Genomic DNA, 19,500 nt, shown 5'->3' with positions numbered 1-19,500 from the left:
AACAAAAACACACCCTTCTTAAAAGAACACACACAAGAATTAATTTATGTTAGCTATGTTTGTTTGCTACTAAGTCAATAACTTCTCTAAGGATATGTCGAGCAAGGTCAGATTTTTTCATATTAGGCATTTCTTTAGGCTCTTTATCAGGATATAAAAAATAGCCTTCATTCGTATCTACATTAAAACCTGCATTCGATTTGCTTACATCATTGGCCACAAGCATATCTAGATTTTTTTTAGCCACTTTATCCTGACCATACTTGATTACATGTTCTGTTTCTGCCGCAAAACCAACAAGAATTTGATGACTTTTTTTAGAGCCCAACCCTTGTAGAATATCTGGATTTTTTACAAGTTCTATGGTCATAGACTCCATTTTTTTTATTTTTTGCTCTGCTTTATGAAGGACTCTAAAGTCAGAAACAGCGGCAGCCATAATAACTACATTAACATCATTATAACGAGCTTCAACAGCCTCCTGCATAGATACCGCAGAATCTACAGAAATAAAGTCTACGCCACTTGGTATAGGCAAGGATGTGGGAGCACTTACTAATATCACCTTAGCCCCCATGTGTGCAGCCTGTTCTGCAATGGCATATCCCATCTTACCGCTAGAACGATTTCCAATATACCGAACAGGATCAATACTCTCCTGTGTTCCGCCAGCTGTAACAAGTATAGTAGTACCTTCAAGCTCATTGGTGCTGCACATTTTAGCTTCTAGCCAATCCACAATTGCTTCGGGCTCCGGTAAACGTCCTACACCAGTAATACCACAAGCTAACCAGCCTTCTGCAGGGTCCATAATATGGTACCCCAAAGAACGTAATCCTTCTAAATTGCGTTGAGTAATAGGATTATTATACATTTCTGTATTCATAGCAGGACAAAGATACTTAGGTGCTGTGGTAGCCATAATTGTTGTAGTTAACATATCATCAGCAATGCCTGCATAAATTTTTCCGATCACATTTGCTGTTGCAGGCACAACTACATATGCATCTGCCCAAGTGGCCAGTGCAATATGTTCTACATCCCACTGATGAACTTGTTCAAACATGTCTAGAGCTACAGGATGTCCACTGATTTCGCCAAATGTTAAAGGTGACGCAATATACGTTGCATTTTGTGTCATTACAACCTTTACTTCAGCCCCTTTTTTACGAAGTCTGCTTACCACTTCAATTGCCTTATACGCTGCAATACCTGCAGATACTGCGACAATGATATGTTTTCCGCGCATGTTCTTCTCCTTTTAAAAATTCCTTGTATCAATGATACAAGGAATTGATTTTTTATTTAATGCCTTCTTTAGTGCGTTTATATGTCACTTCACCTTCAGCAATTTCATAAAATGCCAAAGATACAGGCTTGTCAGTCGCATGTGTAGATTCTGCTAAGCAAGGTTCGCCATCTGTTAATTCGCGAGCGCGTTTAGCCGCTAAAGTCACCAATGTATATTTGCTATCTACTTGGCTTTCCAATTTTTTTAATGGAGGTTTTACCATCATACTATCACTTCTCCTTAGACTCTTGATATTGTTTATAAATATATTGAATTTGCTCTTTATTACGACTAATCTTACAAGACTCAGCTCGCAAGATAGAGGCAACCTTTTCAGAAGCCTCTGCTAAATCATCATTTACGACGATATAGTCATAACGATGAGCTAAGGCCAATTCTGAACAAGCCAATGACAATCGTTTATCAATGACTTCTTTAGCATCTGTGCCACGATTATGTAAACGTTCAGATAACTCAGATAGTGAAGGCGGTACAATGTAAATAAATACAGCATCGCTAAAACGTTCCTTAACCTGCATAGCGCCTTGAATATCGATTTCTAATAGTACACTTTTTCCATCATCTAATAAATCCATTACATGTTGTTTTGGAGTACCATAGTAATTATCATATACCTTAGCATATTCTAAGAATGCGTCTTCACTAAGTAAAGACTCAAATTCCTCTTTAGAGCGGAAGAAATAGTTAATTCCTTCCTTTTCACCCACACGTGGAGCACGGGTTGTCATAGAAACGGAATAAACTAAATTAGGCATTTCTTTACGAATATTCGCACAAATCGTACCCTTACCTGCGCCAGATGGCCCGGATATAACGATTAATAATCCTCTGTCTGACATATGCACTCCTATGATTCCACTGTATCTACATCCACATCATGTTGCACAAGTCGATGTGCTACGGTTTCAGGTTGAATTGCAGATAATACAATTTGACCACTATCCATAACTAATACAGCACGTGTCTTACGACCATATGTGGCATCAATGAGCAATCCCTTGTCTCTAGCATCTTGAACCATCCGCTTTATAGGGGCGGATTCAGGACTAATAATAGCCATAACACGGTTAGCAGATACCATATTACCAAAGCCTATATTCAGTAATTGAATACTCATTCATAGACCTCCTATTACTCTACATTCTGTACTTGTTCTCTAATTTTCTCTAACTCACATTTAAGTTGAACCACAAGCTCAGTAATAATCGAATCCATTGCTTTGGAGCCGATTGTATTTACCTCACGATTCATTTCTTGCAAAATAAAATCGACCTTACGACCGATTGAGTTTGTATCTGCAAGTGTATTTTTTAATTGTACCACATGAGAGGTAAATCGGACAATCTCTTCCGTAATATCCGTCTTATCAGCTAATAGAGCAATCTCTTGTATAAAACGATCCTCACTAATACTCGCTTCTAAAGAAACTAAATATTCCTGAATTTTAGTTTTTATGTGTTCGCGATATGCTTCTACAGCACCAGATTTATTAGTGTCAATTTTAGTAATGATCTTTTCAAGTGTATCGATACGATCTAATAAATCCTGCTTGATATGTTGACCTTCCGCAGTTCGCATTGCTATTAAAGCATCTAATGCTTGAGTCGTTGCTTCTTTTACAATATCTGATAGAACATCTTCTCCAATTGGTGTATCTTGTTGTTGAACCCATTCGGTAGAAATCGAATTTACAGCTTGTAAAGGTACCTTTTTAGAATCATCATAGAATTCTTCTTGTACCAACAACTCTTGTATTTGTTTTCTCAATACACTATTAATAGTAAAAGTTTTAGGTCGCTCCCCTGTATCTAAAATAGAAACTGATACCTCAACCTTACCACGAGTAATACGATCTTGTATCATTCCACGAATAGTACTTTCAAAAGGATTCATTTGTTTTGGACTACGAATAAACAGATCCAAGAAGCGAGCGTTTACGGACTTAATTTCTACCGTACAGGTAATGCCATCTTTGGTTGCTGTGCCAGAACCAAAACCGGTCATACTTTTCATAAATCATCCTCCTTAGTAGTTTTTATTATTGTACCACGAATTACACAATCCGTGTTTAAATACTAAGAATTATATGTACACTATGGTATACTAAACTATACTTCTAAATATATTTGAAAGGAGTACTATGAATTTAGACGGACTTACCATGTCTGTACTCGCTAAAGAATTAAACGAGCGACTACAAACAGGTCAAATACAAAAACTATATCAAATAGATAAAACTACATTATTATTTAAAGTTCGAGCACTTAACGAAGACCAAAACTTAATTATTACCGTAGGTGCCACACCAGCAATGTATCTTAGCCAACCACTTCAAGATCTACCAAAAGAACCAAGCTCACTTTGCATGTTCTTACGAAAGCATATTGAAGGTAGCCGCATCGTAAAGGTGGAACAAATCAACGGCGACCGTATCATGTGTATCCAAACGGATAAACTAGAAATGGATGGTTCTATTACGAGTACATATATTTATATTGAATTAATGGGCAAATATTCCAACTGTATCTTCGTACAAGACGGTATTATTTTAGAGTCCTTAATTCACGTTTCCCCTCTCATGAACCGTGAACGTATTATTAGTCCAAAATTACAGTATGATTTACCACCTAATGCTAATCGCGTAAGTTTAATGGACTTTGATAATAATGAAATAAAAAATCTACTTACTTCCTTTGGTAATGGCTCTGTGCAGCAATCTATTCGAGCTATCTTTAATGGTTTTGGTAAACCTTTATTGGATGAACTTTTATATATTTCCAAATTAAGTGGTGAGGAAATCATAACTGATTTAGATACTTCTCAACTAGATACACTTGCTAAAGCCTTGTACAATCTCAAGGTAAAACTCGAAAATAGCAAAGGTTTGTTTACTTTAGTCAACGATAACAATAAAAAAGCTTACGCAAGTATTTTATTACATAACTATAAGGTATTAAAAGAATACAACACTATTTCTGAAGCCTTAGAGGAATCCATTCATAATACAAAAGCAATTCATACAGCTGATAAAGAGTTAGAAAAAATCTTAACAGCAGCCATCAAAAAGGAAGAAGGTCGCCATCAAAAGATTAAAGATGAATTAGAAGATACTAAGAAAATGGAAACCTATAAATTATATGGTGATCTTCTAATGATAAATGCACACCTTCAAGTGCAATATGAGCCTTCTATTGAATTACAAAATCTGCTCTCTGAAGAAAATGAAATGTTAACGATTCCTTTAAAGCCAAACTTAACGATTGTGGAAAATGCACAATGGTATTATAAGCTTTATACAAAACTAAAAAATCGTATGGTTAGTGGCGAGTTCCAACTCAATGCTAGTACTACAAAACTAGCATACTTACAATCTATTCTGTACAGCATCTCTTTAGCCACAACTCGTGAAAGCTTAGAAGAAATACGCAAAGAATGCATGGATGCAGGTATCATAAAAAAATCAAAAAAACCACTATCTTACAAGCTTGGCAAATCTAACTACATTCACTTAACAATTGATGAAGGTGAAATATTCATCGGTCGTAACAATCAACAAAACGAATATTTAACACACCGATTTGCAAAGCCAACTGACATTTGGTTCCATACACAGGATATCCAAGGTTCGCACCTTATTTTAAGACTCAATGTTGAGCCAGACGATATGATTCTATCTAAAGTAGCTCAATATGCAGCCTACTTCAGTAAAGCTCGTGATACTAGTAAGGTCCCAGTAGATTATACATACATTAAAAATATCAAAAAGCCACCTGGATCTCCTTTGGGATTTGTTATTTTTAATACCCATCAAACTATGATTGTGGAGCCTAAAAAGCCAGAAAACTATAATGAATGATAAAAAGCGAAGGTATCCCTTCGCTTTTATTTTTGGTTTATTATTTCGCTCACATTATTTTTTACATATTTATCTGAAAATTGATATTACTTATCTTAAGTTTTCTATGGAATTTAAAATATAAAAAAAGAGGCTAGATATAATATGATATCTAGCCTTTGTTTAAACTATTGGTTTTCTTCTGTACGTTGTTCAGTTTGTTTCAAACTTTCACGATTTTGACGCAAACTTTCCAATGTTTTTTCCAAGTTGTTTTCAACATATTTAAGAACATCACCAGCATATTGAATAGAACTAGCTTTCAACTCATCAGAGGATTGATTTGCTGCATTAATAATTTGATTCGCTTGTTCTTGAGCTTGTTTTACAAGTTCACTTTCAGCTGTCAATTTAGCAATGTAGTCTTTAGCTTGATCGATCAAAGTTTCAGCCTGACGTTGAGCATCAGCTAACACTTTATCTTTATCTGCTACAATACGACGAGATTCTTCAAGTTCCAAAGGTAAGGATTCCTGAATAGAATCAATAATACGCATAATTTCGTCTTCCTCAACCATACGTTTTGTAGTCATAGGAATACGGCTGCTAGATTCAATAAGAACCTCTAAATCTTCTAATAATTTTTCTGTTTTCATACAATTCACCCCTATTTATTATGGACCGTATTAAAGCGTTCTTCAAGTTTTTCCTTAACATCATCCGGAACAAGACCATCTAGCTTACCACCAAATTTAGCTAGTTCACGAATACCCGTGGAGCTGACAAAAGAGTATTTGTTATTTGTCATAATAAATACTGTTTCAATGTCATCATCCAAATATTTTGCAAATAATGCGCGCTGAAATTCATATTCAAAGTCGCTCAATGCACGTAATCCTCGAATAATAATAGTAGCATTCTTGGATTTAACATACTCATTGAGTAAGCCACCTGTACAATCAATTTCAACATTAGGAATATGTTTGACAGAATTTCGAATCATCTCAACCCGTTCTTCCATAGAAAATAAGGAATTTTTATTCGGATTTGAGCTGACAGCAATGATTAATTTATCAACCAATCGGCTGCCCCGTTCAAAAATATCAACATGTCCATTAGTAACTGGGTCAAAACTACCCGGACATACACCTATACGCACAGGTTTAGCTCCTTTCAGCTGTCTTTACAAAATAGGAAACCAACGTATAACCAAATTTCTGTTCTTTTATACATTCCCATGATTCTGGTAAGGTAAAAACCTCATCCTTATGATGTTCTAATAATAAAACACCTTCAGGTTTTAACAAATCATAGTTCACAACCAAATCTATAGTATCTTGTATAAATCCATTTTCATATGGCGGGTCAGAAAATATATAATCGAACTGTCGCCCTACTATATAATTTTTTAATTGTGAAAGTTTCCTCGGAATAATTTCTAACCGATCATCCACACGACAATGTTTAGCATTCTCTAAAATTAGTTTTCCCGTTTTAAAGTCCACTGCTACTGCATGTGCTGCACCACGACTTAAGGCTTCAATTGCTACTGCACCAGTGCCAGAAAATATATCTAGTATATCAGAACCAAATATACCTCTATTTGCTAATACATTAAATACACTTTCACGAACACGATCAAGTGTAGGTCTAGTATCTAATCCTTTAGGTGCTTTTATAGCATGTCCCTTAGCAGTTCCGCCAATAATTCGCATACAACCCTCACAAGATTATACTCATTAATTATAGTATATAAATAACCAAATTAAAAGTATCTTTTATTTATGATACTTCAATTTTAATATCACGCCCCATCAACTCAGCTAATGCTATGGATGGAGATTTTTTTTCGTATAAAACCTCATATAAAGCCTTCGTTATAGGCATTTCAATTTGATGTTTACAAGCCATTGTATAAATAATTTCTGTTGCGAAAAATCCTTCTACAACCATATTAGTATGATTAACAATAAAATCCATAGTCTTACCCTCGGCTAGTTTTTGACCAGCCGCACGGTTACGACCATGTGGGCTCATACAAGTAGCAATCAAATCCCCCATACCAGCAAGACCAGCATAGGTTTCTTTTTGGGCCCCTAAGGCCACCCCAAAGCGAGTCATCTCATGAAGACCACGTGTTAATAGTAAAGCCTTACAATTATCCCCTAAAGCTAAACCATCTGCAATACCAGCTGCAAGGGCAATGATGTTTTTCGTGGCTCCTGCTAGTTCAACACCAATCATATCAGTATTTGCATAAATTCTAAAATTTTGACTACATAATGCCTTTTGCAATGTTGTAGCTACCTCTAGGCTTTCAGTACTCAGCACAGATGCAGCAGGTAAGTTGCGACCAACCTCTTCTGCATGATTAGGTCCAGACAAAACCGCTAAATTACACCCTATGGTAGCAAGAACCTCTTTCATCACAGTCGTCAAAAGTTTGCCACTGGTTCGTTCTACACCTTTTGAACATAGAATATAGGCTTGATTTTTATGAGCATACGGTTTAATAGCCTCTAAACTGGTACGTACATGTACAGAAGGAGTAACCATTAATACCACTTCGGCATTACTAATACAGGCCTCTAAATCAGAACTATATTGTAATTCTTCTGGAAGTTTTACACCTGGTAAATAGTCTTTATTCTCTAAGTCTTTTGCAAGTTTATCTGCAAATTCTGGACGACGACAATATATAGTTGTAGTATTTCCAGCTAAAACGGATTTAATAGCAAGGGCCGTCCCCCAACTACCAGAGCCGATAACAACAACATTCATTCTTTAATCCTTTTTAATGCGCTCTACTTTTAACTCATTTCCAGCAAGTAGACGCTTAATATTATCCCAGTGACGTACAATGACAAACAAAGCTGCTAATCCGCCAAAGCCAACAAACCAGAAGGATTCTCCAGTGAAATACATCAGTACTGGTACTAATGCAGCGGCAATGATAGAGCCTAAAGATACAAGTTTAGTGAAGTATACGATAACACCCCATACCAAAAAGCAAATCAATGCTACTATTGGTGAAAGAGCAATAAGTACACCTAAACCCGTAGCAACGCCACGACCACCTTTAAAGCCCAGAAAAACAGACCAGTTATGCCCCATCATTCCAAGAATACCACCTAAGATCATAAACATAGGCCCATAGGGTGAGAGTAGCACTACTCCTACTGCCCCTTTTAAAGCATCACATAGAAATACAGGTAAGGCTGCTTTAAGACCTATAACACGATATGTATTAGTAGCGCCAATATTTTTAGAGCCATATTGCCGTACATCTGTATTAAAGAAAAACTTACCTATAATTAATCCACTAGGAATCGAACCGATAAGATATGATAATACAGCATATACAATAATCATAATATCCATTAGTCTTCATCATCCCGTTTCTTGCCACGTAATACTAAACGAATCGGTGTTCCTTCAAAACCAAAGGATTCACGCAATCGATTCTCTAAGAAACGCATATAAGAGAAGTGAATTAGCTCTGGTTCATTTACAAATAAAATGAATGTAGGCGGCTTAACACTAGCTTGCGTCATATAATAGATTTTTGGAATTCTACCATTGCGAGACGGCACAGGATTTACGGTTTGTGCATCTTGTAATAATTGATTTAACGTCCCTGTAGATACACGACGGTATTGTTGTTCAGATACGAACTTCAACATATCAGCTAAACGATGAATACGTTGCTTAGTTAAAGCAGAAGCAAACAGGATAGGTGCAAACTGCAAGAAACCTAATTCATCATAAATATCTTCAGTAAAACGCAATGTTGTTTTGTCATCTTTTTCAACAAGATCCCATTTATTTACAACAATCACTACACCCTTGCCAGCTTCGTAAGCGTAACCTGCAATTTTTTTATCTTGTTCTGTAACACCATCTTGAGCATCTAGTACAAGGACTACAATATCAGCACGATCTACTGATCGCAAAGAACGAACAATACTATATCGTTCAACGGCTTCTTCGATTTTAGACTTACGACGCATACCTGCTGTATCAATAAGTACAAACTTTTGATTCTCATGAGTCCAATACGTATCAATAGAGTCTCGAGTAGTACCTGCTACATCAGATACAATTACACGATCTTGTCCTAACAATGCGTTAGTCAAAGAAGATTTACCCACATTTGGACGACCTATAATAGCAACATGAATAGTATCTTCATCATCTACATTAGTACCTACTGGAGGAAAATGTTTTACAGTATCATCCAATAGATCACCTAAATTCATAAGATTTTTAGCGGAAATACCAATGGGGTCCCCCAAACCAAGATTGTAAAATTCATAAATATTCGGTTCTTGATTTACACTATCAATCTTATTAACTACGAGTACAACAGGTTTTCCACTAGCTCTAAGAATATTTGCGACCTCTTCATCAGCAGGTACAATACCTTGTTTACCATCAACGACAAATAGAATTACATCTGCTTCTTCAATTGCTAATTCCGCTTGTAGTCGCATCATCTTAGGAATAACATGACTATTGTCAGTAATGAACTCGATACCACCAGTATCGATCATTGTAAACTCACGATTTAACCACTCTGCATCGAAGTAAATACGGTCCCTTGTCACACCAGGAATATCTTCAACGATAGAGATACGTTTATTAACAATGGCATTAAAAAGTGTAGATTTACCTACGTTTGGACGGCCTACAACAGCCACTAATGGTTTTGCCATAGTTTCACCTCATTATCTAATCTAATACATTACTATATTTTATCATATACTAAGTAAAGTACGCAAAAAGGCTAACCAAGGAAACCTTGGCTAGCCTTATATTAGACAATGAATTATTCAGCGTCTTCTGCAGTTTCTTTTGATTCCATCAATTCAGTCAAAGCCAAACCCAATTTCTTTTCATCTTTGTTAAGAGAAATGATTTTAACTTCAACTTCTTGACCACGATTCAAGTAATCTTCAACTTTCGCATTACGTTGTTTTGTAATTTGAGAAATGTGAAGTAAACCTTGAATGTCGTCATTAACAGCTACGAATGCACCGTAAGCTACTAAACGAACAACTTTGCCTTTAATAACATCGCCAACATGCAATGTTTCTTCAGCAACGTCCCATGGGCTCTTAGATAAAGCTTTTAAGGACAAGGATAATTTATTGCTTTCAGCGTCGAAAGATTGTAATTTAACTTCGATTTCTTGGCCAACGGAAAGAACATCTTCCACTTTTTTGATTTTTTGCCAAGAAATATCGGAAATGTGAAGTAAACCTTCAATACCGCCGATATCTACGAATGCACCATAAGGCATAATTTTACGAACGATACCTTTATAGTTTTCGCCAACGTTGATATTTTTCAATGCTTCAGCTAATTTAGCTTGACGTTCCACTTCCAATACTGCACGACGAGAAAGAACCAAACGGTTTTTCTTTTCATCGATTTCAAGTACTTTAGCTTCAAATTCTGTACCAACCAAGTTGTCCAAGGATTTCACGAAATGAACATCACCTTGGGACAATGGAATGAAACCACGAAGAGATTTAACTGTTACTACTAAACCTGCTGGGATAGCATCAATACCTTTACATACGATAGCTTCATCTTTTTCTTGTGCTTCGATAACATATTGCCAATCTTCATCTTTAGCCAAGCGAGTCATGGAAAGATAAATAGGATTATCTTCTTTGATGTGATTCATGATAACTGCTTTAATTTCATCACCATTTTTTAACACATCTTTGGCAGATTCTGGTGCTGGATAAGAAATTTCAGTTCTGTTCAAAATGGCTTCAGTTTTGTAGCCAAAAGATACATAAGCTCGTTCATCTTCGACTTGAACTACTGTACCTTCTACAACGTTCCCTTTCTTAAATTCTTCTTGACCTTCGGCTGCTAATAATTCTGCAAAATCTTTCATTGTCTCAATGACCTCCTTAATAATCCAGTCGGGAGTCGATGCTCCTGCTGTTACTCCTACCGTCTGTACTCGGTTAAACCATTCCAGTTGTAATTCAGTAGAAGTTTCAATGTGATACGTTGTACATCCAACGTCACGACAAACCTCTGCCAATCGGTTTGTGTTGCCGCTGTTTTTACCGCCTATCACTATCATAAGATCTACATTACGTGCTAAATCAACGGCAGAATTCTGTCGTTCTTGCGTTGCATTGCATATCGTTTTGAAAACCTTAAGATTCTTAGATTTTTTCTCTAATATGTCTATTATACTGTTAAATTTGAATTGTGAAAAGGTTGTTTGTACAACAACGCCCATTTTTTCCACAACTTGTAGTTTTTGAGCGGATTCTTCATCTTCGATGATTATTCCTTCGTTATTTGCCCATAAATTAATGCTTTTGACCTCAGGATGGTTTTTTTCTCCCAAAATCACCAAAGTCATACCTTCATCTATAACAGACTTTGCATCTTGCTGTGCCTTTTTTACATGTGGACATGTGGCATCCACAACATGTAATCCTTTTTCTTCTGCCTCTTCATAAATAGCAGGTCCTACACCATGAGAGCGAATAATCATTGTGCCTTCAGCGATATCAGACACTTCTTGAACAGGGCTTACCCCTTTATCTTCAAGACGACCTACAACTTGAGGATTGTGAATAATAGGTCCTAATGTATAGCTTTTACCATCGCTATTTGCAGCTTCATTTGCCATTTCGACAGCCCGTTTTACACCATAGCAAAAACCATGGTTTTCAGCCAAAATTATTTCCATAAAGTCTCCTCTATACAATTGTTATGATAAGAATCTATCATTCGTTGGATTTCACTTTTAACACTATCATTTACTTTTTGAATTGCTTCTGGAGTCGCTTTAGCTTTTTCAACTGGGATTGGTTTACCAATAATACAAGCCACTTTATTACGTTCCATATTGTGAGAGCCAATGATAGCAACAGGCACTATGCTAACACCTGTTCTAAGAGCAATTGATGCTGCACCATCATGGAATCTACCAAGTTTACCACTTTTTTGACGGTTTCCTTCTGCAAATATGCCTAAAACCTTATTGTCTTTAAGTAGTCCCATGGCATGACGAATAGCAACTTTATCAATAGCACCGCGATTTAACGGAAATGCACCAAGCCATGTACAAAAAAAACGTGAAATGGGATTCACAAATAATTCTTGTTTAGCCATAAAGTGTACATGTCTAGGCAAAGCATAGCCGCAGATAGGGGGATCGTTATTACTTAAATGATTAGGCACCACGATAACAGGCCCTTCCATTGGAAAATTATCGCGACCATATACTTTCAACCCATACCCTACCTTATAGCGAAGCCAAAAAGCGGTACGCCATAACCAGGTAGAAAATTTATTCATGATTGATTGTCTCCTGTACTAAATTCAATATATATGCCACAGTTTCATCGAAATTCATATTACTAGAGTCTACAACTACTGCATCTTCAACGCATACAAGTGGAGACTCTTCACGATTTTTATCCATTTCATCACGACTAACAACATTCTTTTTAATTTCATCTAGTGTTTGCTCGTTTGATGTACCTTGTACTTCTAACCATCTACGTTTTGCACGCGCATCTACAGAAGCGGTTAAATAAATTTTTAGCTCTGCATTAGGTAATACGACAGAACCGATATCACGTCCATCTAATATAACTCCCCCAACGGCGGCCATCTCTTGTTGGCGTTCTACCAAATATTGTCGAACCCCTTTATAAGAAGCTATAGTCGATACATTATCATTAATTTGCTGCTGGCGAATTAATGATGTAACATCTTTCCCTTTAATATAGACCTTGCATGCTGTTGCAGTAGGCTCTAAAGTCAAATTTAAAGAAGGTAATAAAGCTTCTACAGCAGCTTGATCCTTAACATCGATTTGACTATCAAGAACTGCCCATGTAACACCGCGATACATGGAACCTGTATCGATATATAAATACCCTAATTCATTGGCCACTACTTTAGAAATGCTACTTTTACCAGCCCCAGCAGGACCATCAATAGCAATGGCAATTTTTTTAGTGTTCATAATAACCTCTATTCTTTATCACCGTGTACGGCATGCATAGCCGCCACATAGCCTGTGGAAAAGGCAGCTTGTAAATTATAGCCTCCTGTAAAAGCATCTATGTCTAGTACTTCACCAGCACCATATAAACCACCAATCAATTTAGACTCCATAGTTTTAGGATTAAATTCTTTTAATGAAATACCACCTGCTGTAACAATAGCTTCCGCTACAGGTCGTAATTCCTTAACAGTTACTGTCATATGTTGCAATACATGGCATAAGCGCAAACGCTCTTCCTTTGTAATTTGATTAATTGGTTTAGCCGGATTTAACTCAGCAAGCTTTATAACAATGGGAATAAGATTAACAGGTAGTAAATCCTTCATCCCATTAGACAATTGTTTTTTAGAGTATAAATCAAAATCCTTTTGCAAGCGCTTATCCAATACTTCTGCAGTTAAAGCAGGTTTAAGATTAATTTCAATGGTAACTTGAGGATTTTTCTTACGAAGCAACTTACCTACCGTGTGACTTAATGATAAAATTGTAGGCCCCGTAAGACCAAAATGAGTAAACATCATTTCCCCAAATTGTTTTGCTTGTACCTTACTTTTAGAAATTACGGAAACCTCAACATTACGAAGACTAAGCCCCATAATTTCCTTTACCCACGTTTCGTTTGTAACGATAGGAACCAAGGATGGACGAATATCAGTAATAGTATGTCCCACTTTTTCGGCTAAAACGTAACCATCACCAGTAGAGCCTGTCAATGGATAAGATGCACCACCAGTACAAATAATAGCAGCATCACAAGCATATTGTTCCTTATCCGTTGTAACACCAACTACACGATTTTCCTGTACAGTAATCGATGTAACAGGTTCATTTAAATGAACTTGAACATTATACTTTTTTAGGATTTTCATAAAGATATTGCGAACTTCTAATGCAGAATCGGATTCAGGAAACACTCGTCCCCCACGTTCTACTTTAGTTTTTAACCCCCAGCTATGCAAAAGGTCCAGAAGATCTTCATTACTAAAGCGTTCATAAGCACCGTACAAGAACTTACCATTACCAGGCGTATTTTTTATAAATTCGGTCATATCTGCACTATTCGTAATATTACAGCGACCTTTACCGGTAATGCCCATTTTCTTGCCAACCATATTCATTTTTTCCAATAAGATGACGCGTGCTCCTTCACGGCCTGCTATAACAGCTGCCATTAGACCTGCCGCACCACCGCCAATAACTATGATTTGCTTCATGCCTTATCTGTCCCCAATGCTTTTAGCGCTTTTACTTCACGAATTGTTAGTTGACGAGAAGCGCCTCGTTTCACACCACCTAAAGTAAGACCAGCATACGCAATACGTTTTAAATTATGAATACGATAGCCAAAGTGTTCAAACATACGACGAACTTGACGATTACGACCTTCATGAATTGTAATTTCTACTTCATGTACACCATTATGATCATCAAAACCTAAATCTACAATTGTTGCAGGTGCAGTTATACCATCTTCAAGCTCTACACCATTTGCAATAATTTGTAAATCATCATCGCGAACACGACCTTTGATACGAACTTCATAAGTCTTTTCAATGCCTTTAGATGGATGTGTTAGATTTTGTGCCAACTCTCCATCATTCGTAAGCAGTAACAAACCTTCTGTATATAAATCGAGACGACCAATAGGGTAAATTCTTTTCGTTTCATTTTTTATATAATCTAAAACCGTTTCTCGACCTTGAGGGTCAGACACAGATGTAATGACACCCTTTGGTTTATTTAACAAATAATATACTGGTTTCTCTTGAGCCAATAATTGGCCATTAACCTTAACCTTATCTTTTTGTGGATTAATTTTGACCCCTAATTCGGTTACCTTGCGACCATTGACCTGTACTTTACCTTCTGTAATTAGTTCTTCTGCCTTACGCCGTGATGCAATACCACAACTGGCAATATATTTTTGTAATCGTTCCATGCTATCCTTCTGTTTCCGAAACTTCTTGATGTAAGGCTTCTATCGATTCTACACCAGCACTTCTCAAAAATTCATCAGTCGTGCCATATAGAATCGGTCTACCTACAGTATCCTTATGACCTAATTCAGCTATAAGAGATCGAGTTAATAATTGTTTTATAATTTTATCGCTATTTACACCGCGCACCTCTTCGATTTCAGCCTTTGTAATAGGCTGCTTATAGGCGATAACAGCTAATGTTTCCATAGCCGCATTAGATAATTTATCTTCTCTTTTACGAATATGCCCAACATAATCAGCACATTCAACAGCGCTTACTAATTCAACACCAGCTCCAGATATACGTATTCGAATACCTCGATTCTGTTCTTCTAGTTCTCGTTGTAATTCTTCTATATATTTTTGTGTCGCCTCTGTGGAAAGCCCAAACACTTCTGCTAACATATCTATCGATATAGGCTTTGCCGATGAAAACAAAACGGCTTCTAAATGCATCGTTGGTAAGCTCATATGGCCCCCTTTCTACACGGCCCTCTCTAAGGTAGCAGTGAATATAATATCATCATCTTCATAGCGCATTTCAATAACTTGTTGTTTTAATAATTCTAAAACAGCCATAAAGATAGTTACCATACCACTTTTCGTATCAATTGCTACTAATAACTCCCTAAAATATAGACATTCGCCACGATGTATACGACTAGACAAGGATATAATCATGTCCTCTAAACTATACGTATCCTTTTCAACCTTTACCTCACGAATTGTCTCTTCTTCTGGTAACTCTTTAGCCCGTTTTATAGTTTGATAAAAAATTTGATATAACTGTGAAAGTTCCAAATTATATACACTATCTAATCCAAGCACACTCGTTTCTTCAGGACGACTAAATATATTCGCAGATACAGCGGTACGCTCCATTAATAGAGATGTAATATCCTTAATTTTCTTAAATTCTACTAATTTTGCTACCAACTCGTCACGTGGATCCTCTGCTTCATCAGGCTCAGGTTCAGCCTTAGGTAATAACATGCGTGATTTAATCTGTAATAAGGTAGATGCCATAACAAGAAATTCACTACTATAATGAATATCAAAATGGTTCCAATTGTCTAGATATGCCAAGTATTGACTCGTTATTTCAACGATAGGAATATCGGTAATTTCTATTTTATGTTTTTCAATGAGATGCAAGAGCAGATCAAGGGGACCTTCAAAAACGTCCAACTTGTAGTTATAATCTCCCATAAAACCCAATCCTCAGAAAAAATGTTTTTAACTATATAATTATAAAGCATTTATAGTAGTACTTTCAAATAATTGTTTTTTTTACACTCATCTGCTATCTTTATTATTGTAATTATTTTATATTAAAAAAAGATACGTTATTGTGTATTCCTTTTAGAGAGGATTTATTATGTCATCGAGTGTGAGGCAAATTGGGCGAAATCCAATTTTTCGCTTTGGTATTATAGGTATTGTTTTATATATCATCTTATTTTTAATTTATGAGCCCATAACCTTAGGGCTTGATGTAGAGGATATTACGATTTTAGCTGTACCAACAATTGTAGGTACCTTTTTATTTCAATATTTTATGGGGTGTACCGTTTTCCACAGGCCTTTTTTAGGGTATGGCCTAGTCGGAATCTTATGGGCACTTACCTTTCCTCTTTTATTCCATTGGTCCTATGTGAAGCCATTATACTTCTATGAATTTGCTAATGATTTTTTATTTGGCTTATTAATTTTCATGGGATTATCAGGCATTCAGTTTTTACTGAACCAAACAAATCGCTTCCATAAAACAACATCCTTAATCATGGCTATCATTTCCATGATCTTGAGCTTAATACCATTCTTACAAATTGGCTATTACATGACTACTTGGCATTGCTTAACGCCAGCCAGTCTGCTAGCCGTATATATGACCAATCCAGAAGAAGCATTTGGTTTTTTAAAGAATGCAGCTGGAATACCTGGTCTTATAGCAATAAGTATTGGTCTTATCTTATGGACTTATTTATTGTACTGGTCTAACTTAGGGATGAAAGCAGTAGTAAACTTAAATACTACACGCCCTATGCGCTCAGCTATGCTTATCGCATCCCTTGTAGCTTTTTTAGTATATGTACCATTCTTCTTGTTCCCACAAACCTGTATTGTGGCGAACTGGATTGCTGCAGGCGATTATGTAAAACAAATGCAACAATATAATGATAATCACCACTTAGTATTTGATTCCTTTAATTTAGACACAAAGGAAACAGCGGTGAACAAAACACCTGGTACTATTATTCTAGTCATTGGAGAATCTAGTTCTCGAGATTATATGAAAGTATATAATCCAAACTTCCCATATGACGATACTCCATGGCAAGGCAATATGCGTTCGGACAATAAAGACTTTGTCTTCTTTGATAATGCCTATTCATCGTACGTACAAACAGTACCAACCTTGGAGCGTGCACTATCTGAACGAAATCAATATGATGATAAACCATTTCTTGATTCAGCCAATATCTTAGATATTGCTAAAAAAGCGGGATACACGACTTCTTGGTTTAGCAATCAAGGTGTATTCGGTGAATATGATACAGCTATTTCATTAATGGCTAAGACTGCAGACACAACAAAATGGGCCCATGAATCTTATGCATTCTCAGATCGATATGATGAAGCTCTATTGCCATTATTAGAAACTGTAGATCCTACCAAAAACAACTTTATCGTTATACATATTATGGGTAGTCATATTTATTACAATGACCGTTACCCTCATGAATTTAGCAAGTGGAAACAAGGTCCGTATCCTGATGGTCAAGAAGCATATGCTAACAGCCAATTATACACAGACTGGTTATTACAACAAATTTACAATTATGGCAAAGACAAATTAAACTTACAAGCCATGGTGTATTTCTCCGATCACGGTGAAAGTTTAGACAAATCGCATAACCCTGATACATTTGATTTTGTTATGACACATATTCCATTCTGGGTATACCTATCTCCACAATATCGCTCAACCTATCCACAGACTGCTGAGGTACTTGCAAAACACGAGCATCAATTCTTTACTAATGATTTGCTATACGATACATTAGTTGGTCTCATGCATGCTCCAAGTCAACGATATGATGCAACACGAGATTTTAGTAATGCTCAATATCGATTTAATCTACATAACTTAACTACATTACTTGGTGAACAACCATTAGCAAATGATCCTGTTAATGCAAACAAGTAGTCTTTAATTAATATTGTAGCCATTATTTTTCTATTATATTGAGTTATTTTACTAGTAAAATAACTTGATATAATCAAAAAGAGATGAGTTAAACTCATCTCTTTTTTTTTGCAAGTAAAAGCTCTATATCATTTTCAGTATAAATTGTTATATTCTTTTCAAGTAGAGCCTCTACAGTACATCCATGGCCATTTTTCATTGTTCTAGTAAAAGTTCCATCATAAATGCGCTTATATCCACAGCTAGGACTTTTCGCCTTCATCAAAGCTTGCTTGCAACCATATTTTAGTGCAATATCAACTGTTAATTGAGCACCTCTTACAAACTCATCGGTAACATCAGCTCCATTAACAGTACATATACGTTCACCCTGCCGCTCCGCAGGATCACGAGGCGTACTAAGTCCCCCTAACACTTCCGGACATACAGGTACTAATTCATAATATTCCTTTAGAGCCTCTATCGTTTCTATATAATTGTCTTTGCCATCATATCGACAAGGTACACCAAATAGGCATTCACTAATTAATAACTTAGGTTTCTTATTCATAGATTTATCTATCTCTTATATATTTATACGTAACTTATAGTAATAATTTTCACAAATCGTTTTAATTGTATATAAGAAAAAAGACTAACCCTAAGTTAGTCTTAATTGGTGCCGAGGACCGGAATCGAACCGGTACGGTTGTTTCCAACCGACGGATTTTAAGTCCGTTGCGTCTGCCTGTTCCGCCACCCCGGCATGGGTAACGATTGTGGAGGCGGCACCCAGAATCGAACTGGGGAATAAAGGTTTTGCAGACCTCTGCCTTACCGCTTGGCTATGCCGCCATATAAAATTGGAGCGGGAAACGAGATTCGAACTCGCGACCCCCGCCTTGGCAAGGCGGTGCTCTACCGCTGAGCTATTCCCGCATATAAATGGTGCCTCAGGACAGAATCGAACTGTCGACACACGGATTTTCAGTCCGTTGCTCTACCAACTGAGCTACCGAGGCATAAATGGCGACCCCGATCAGATTTGAACTGACGATCTTCGCCGTGACAGGGCGACATGTTAACCGCTACACCACGGGGCCGTAACCAAAGTACTTGCTTAGTATA

The 19,500-nt window shown here is 36.6% G+C and carries 21 protein-coding genes and 5 tRNA genes; 2 read left to right on the top strand and 24 right to left on the bottom strand.

The features are described from left to right. Nucleotides 1-49: 49 nt before the first annotated feature. The 5 genes from coaBC to DW000_RS01390 are packed head-to-tail and all read right to left on the bottom strand — an operon-like array spanning nucleotide 50 to nucleotide 3,325. Nucleotides 50-1,249 (bottom strand): bifunctional phosphopantothenoylcysteine decarboxylase/phosphopantothenate--cysteine ligase CoaBC, encoded by a 1,200-nt coding sequence (coaBC, locus tag DW000_RS01410; RefSeq protein WP_118091442.1) that lies wholly within the window; start codon nucleotides 1,247-1,249, stop codon nucleotides 50-52. Between the two features lie 52 nt (nucleotides 1,250-1,301). Next, complete coding sequence (gene rpoZ, locus DW000_RS01405) at nucleotides 1,302-1,517, bottom strand: DNA-directed RNA polymerase subunit omega (RefSeq protein WP_004695660.1); 216 nt, start codon at nucleotides 1,515-1,517, stop codon at nucleotides 1,302-1,304. 4 nt (nucleotides 1,518-1,521) lie between these two features. Further along, the gene (gene gmk / locus DW000_RS01400) at nucleotides 1,522-2,151 is read right to left on the bottom strand and encodes a guanylate kinase (RefSeq protein ID WP_004695659.1); all 630 of its coding nucleotides are present in this window, start codon (nucleotides 2,149-2,151) and stop codon (nucleotides 1,522-1,524) included. A gap of 8 nt (nucleotides 2,152-2,159) precedes the next feature. After that, nucleotides 2,160-2,429 (bottom strand): DUF370 domain-containing protein, encoded by a 270-nt coding sequence (locus DW000_RS01395; RefSeq protein WP_004695657.1) that lies wholly within the window; start codon nucleotides 2,427-2,429, stop codon nucleotides 2,160-2,162. 14 nt (nucleotides 2,430-2,443) lie between these two features. Next, nucleotides 2,444-3,325 carry a YicC/YloC family endoribonuclease gene (locus tag DW000_RS01390; RefSeq protein WP_118091443.1) on the bottom strand — a complete coding sequence of 294 codons (882 nt, stop codon included), beginning with the start codon at nucleotides 3,323-3,325 and terminating at the stop codon, nucleotides 2,444-2,446. A 127-nt stretch (nucleotides 3,326-3,452) separates the two neighbouring features. Here DW000_RS01390 and DW000_RS01385 point away from each other — a divergent pair, with 127 nt between their 5' ends. After that, nucleotides 3,453-5,168, top strand: coding sequence for an NFACT RNA binding domain-containing protein (locus DW000_RS01385; protein ID WP_008713830.1), 1,716 nt, complete (start codon nucleotides 3,453-3,455; stop codon nucleotides 5,166-5,168). Between the two features lie 167 nt (nucleotides 5,169-5,335). Here DW000_RS01385 and DW000_RS01380 read toward each other — a convergent pair whose 3' ends face one another. The 13 genes from DW000_RS01380 to DW000_RS01320 all read right to left on the bottom strand — a co-directional run bounded on the left by DW000_RS01380 (nucleotide 5,336) and on the right by DW000_RS01320 (nucleotide 16,391). After that, entirely contained in the window at nucleotides 5,336-5,803 is a 468-nt protein-coding gene (locus tag DW000_RS01380; RefSeq protein WP_004693228.1) for a hypothetical protein, read from the bottom strand. An 11-nt stretch (nucleotides 5,804-5,814) separates the two neighbouring features. Then, the gene (coaD, locus tag DW000_RS01375) at nucleotides 5,815-6,306 is read right to left on the bottom strand and encodes a pantetheine-phosphate adenylyltransferase (protein ID WP_004693226.1); all 492 of its coding nucleotides are present in this window, start codon (nucleotides 6,304-6,306) and stop codon (nucleotides 5,815-5,817) included. A 4-nt stretch (nucleotides 6,307-6,310) separates the two neighbouring features. Next, complete coding sequence (rsmD, locus tag DW000_RS01370) at nucleotides 6,311-6,862, bottom strand: 16S rRNA (guanine(966)-N(2))-methyltransferase RsmD (protein ID WP_008713828.1); 552 nt, start codon at nucleotides 6,860-6,862, stop codon at nucleotides 6,311-6,313. A 67-nt stretch (nucleotides 6,863-6,929) separates the two neighbouring features. Then, nucleotides 6,930-7,928, bottom strand: a complete 999-nt coding sequence (locus DW000_RS01365; protein WP_004693223.1) for an NAD(P)H-dependent glycerol-3-phosphate dehydrogenase — start codon at nucleotides 7,926-7,928, stop codon at nucleotides 6,930-6,932. Nucleotides 7,929-7,931: 3 nt separating this feature from the next. After that, nucleotides 7,932-8,528 (bottom strand): glycerol-3-phosphate 1-O-acyltransferase PlsY, encoded by a 597-nt coding sequence (gene plsY, locus DW000_RS01360; RefSeq protein WP_008713826.1) that lies wholly within the window; start codon nucleotides 8,526-8,528, stop codon nucleotides 7,932-7,934. Further along, nucleotides 8,528-9,862, bottom strand: a complete 1,335-nt coding sequence (gene der / locus DW000_RS01355) for a ribosome biogenesis GTPase Der (protein WP_008600817.1) — start codon at nucleotides 9,860-9,862, stop codon at nucleotides 8,528-8,530. Before der ends, plsY begins: the two co-directional genes overlap by 1 nt. A 113-nt stretch (nucleotides 9,863-9,975) precedes the next feature. Then, nucleotides 9,976-11,874, bottom strand: coding sequence for a bifunctional 4-hydroxy-3-methylbut-2-enyl diphosphate reductase/30S ribosomal protein S1 (locus DW000_RS01350; protein WP_008600816.1), 1,899 nt, complete (start codon nucleotides 11,872-11,874; stop codon nucleotides 9,976-9,978). Then, nucleotides 11,865-12,485 carry a lysophospholipid acyltransferase family protein gene (locus DW000_RS01345; protein ID WP_008600814.1) on the bottom strand — a complete coding sequence of 207 codons (621 nt, stop codon included), beginning with the start codon at nucleotides 12,483-12,485 and terminating at the stop codon, nucleotides 11,865-11,867. Before DW000_RS01345 ends, DW000_RS01350 begins: the two co-directional genes overlap by 10 nt. Further along, a complete protein-coding gene (cmk, locus tag DW000_RS01340) occupies nucleotides 12,478-13,161 on the bottom strand; it encodes a (d)CMP kinase (protein WP_004693214.1) in 684 nt (227 codons plus the stop codon). The genes DW000_RS01345 and cmk overlap by 8 nt, the downstream gene beginning before the upstream one ends. Before the next feature lie 8 nt (nucleotides 13,162-13,169). Then, complete coding sequence (locus tag DW000_RS01335; protein ID WP_024061799.1) at nucleotides 13,170-14,417, bottom strand: NAD(P)/FAD-dependent oxidoreductase; 1,248 nt, start codon at nucleotides 14,415-14,417, stop codon at nucleotides 13,170-13,172. Next, nucleotides 14,414-15,142 (bottom strand): pseudouridine synthase, encoded by a 729-nt coding sequence (locus DW000_RS01330; RefSeq protein WP_004693208.1) that lies wholly within the window; start codon nucleotides 15,140-15,142, stop codon nucleotides 14,414-14,416. Before DW000_RS01330 ends, DW000_RS01335 begins: the two co-directional genes overlap by 4 nt. A gap of 1 nt (nucleotide 15,143) precedes the next feature. Continuing rightward, entirely contained in the window at nucleotides 15,144-15,653 is a 510-nt protein-coding gene (gene scpB, locus DW000_RS01325) for an SMC-Scp complex subunit ScpB (protein WP_004693207.1), read from the bottom strand. Nucleotides 15,654-15,665: 12 nt separating this feature from the next. After that, on the bottom strand, nucleotides 15,666-16,391 hold the full coding sequence (locus DW000_RS01320; RefSeq protein ID WP_077708377.1) for a segregation/condensation protein A: 726 nt from the start codon (nucleotides 16,389-16,391) through the stop codon (nucleotides 15,666-15,668). A 169-nt stretch (nucleotides 16,392-16,560) separates the two neighbouring features. On the opposite strand from DW000_RS01320, the gene DW000_RS01315 reads away from it, so the two are divergent. Further along, complete coding sequence (locus tag DW000_RS01315) at nucleotides 16,561-18,393, top strand: phosphoethanolamine transferase (RefSeq protein ID WP_004693202.1); 1,833 nt, start codon at nucleotides 16,561-16,563, stop codon at nucleotides 18,391-18,393. Between the two features lie 94 nt (nucleotides 18,394-18,487). On the opposite strand, the gene DW000_RS01310 is transcribed toward DW000_RS01315, so the two are convergent. The 6 genes from DW000_RS01310 to DW000_RS01285 all read right to left on the bottom strand — a co-directional run bounded on the left by DW000_RS01310 (nucleotide 18,488) and on the right by DW000_RS01285 (nucleotide 19,475). Further along, on the bottom strand, nucleotides 18,488-18,943 hold the full coding sequence (locus tag DW000_RS01310; RefSeq protein WP_120054741.1) for a DUF523 domain-containing protein: 456 nt from the start codon (nucleotides 18,941-18,943) through the stop codon (nucleotides 18,488-18,490). Nucleotides 18,944-19,049: 106 nt separating this feature from the next. After that, nucleotides 19,050-19,138: transfer RNA gene (locus DW000_RS01305), tRNA-Leu, on the bottom strand. Nucleotides 19,139-19,152: 14 nt separating this feature from the next. After that, nucleotides 19,153-19,227: transfer RNA gene (locus tag DW000_RS01300), tRNA-Cys, on the bottom strand. A 9-nt stretch (nucleotides 19,228-19,236) separates the two neighbouring features. Continuing rightward, a tRNA-Gly gene (locus tag DW000_RS01295) sits at nucleotides 19,237-19,311 on the bottom strand. Nucleotides 19,312-19,318: 7 nt separating this feature from the next. Beyond that, a tRNA-Phe gene (locus DW000_RS01290) sits at nucleotides 19,319-19,394 on the bottom strand. Nucleotides 19,395-19,399: 5 nt separating this feature from the next. Continuing rightward, nucleotides 19,400-19,475, bottom strand: a tRNA-Asp gene (locus tag DW000_RS01285). Nucleotides 19,476-19,500: the final 25 nt, after the last annotated feature.

The organism is Veillonella sp. AF36-20BH (assembly GCF_003602765.1).
GTDB classification, from domain to species: domain Bacteria; phylum Bacillota; class Negativicutes; order Veillonellales; family Veillonellaceae; genus Veillonella; species Veillonella hominis.
Note: the sequence above shows the minus strand (reverse complement) of the source record. Positions and strands in the feature narration are given on the sequence as shown.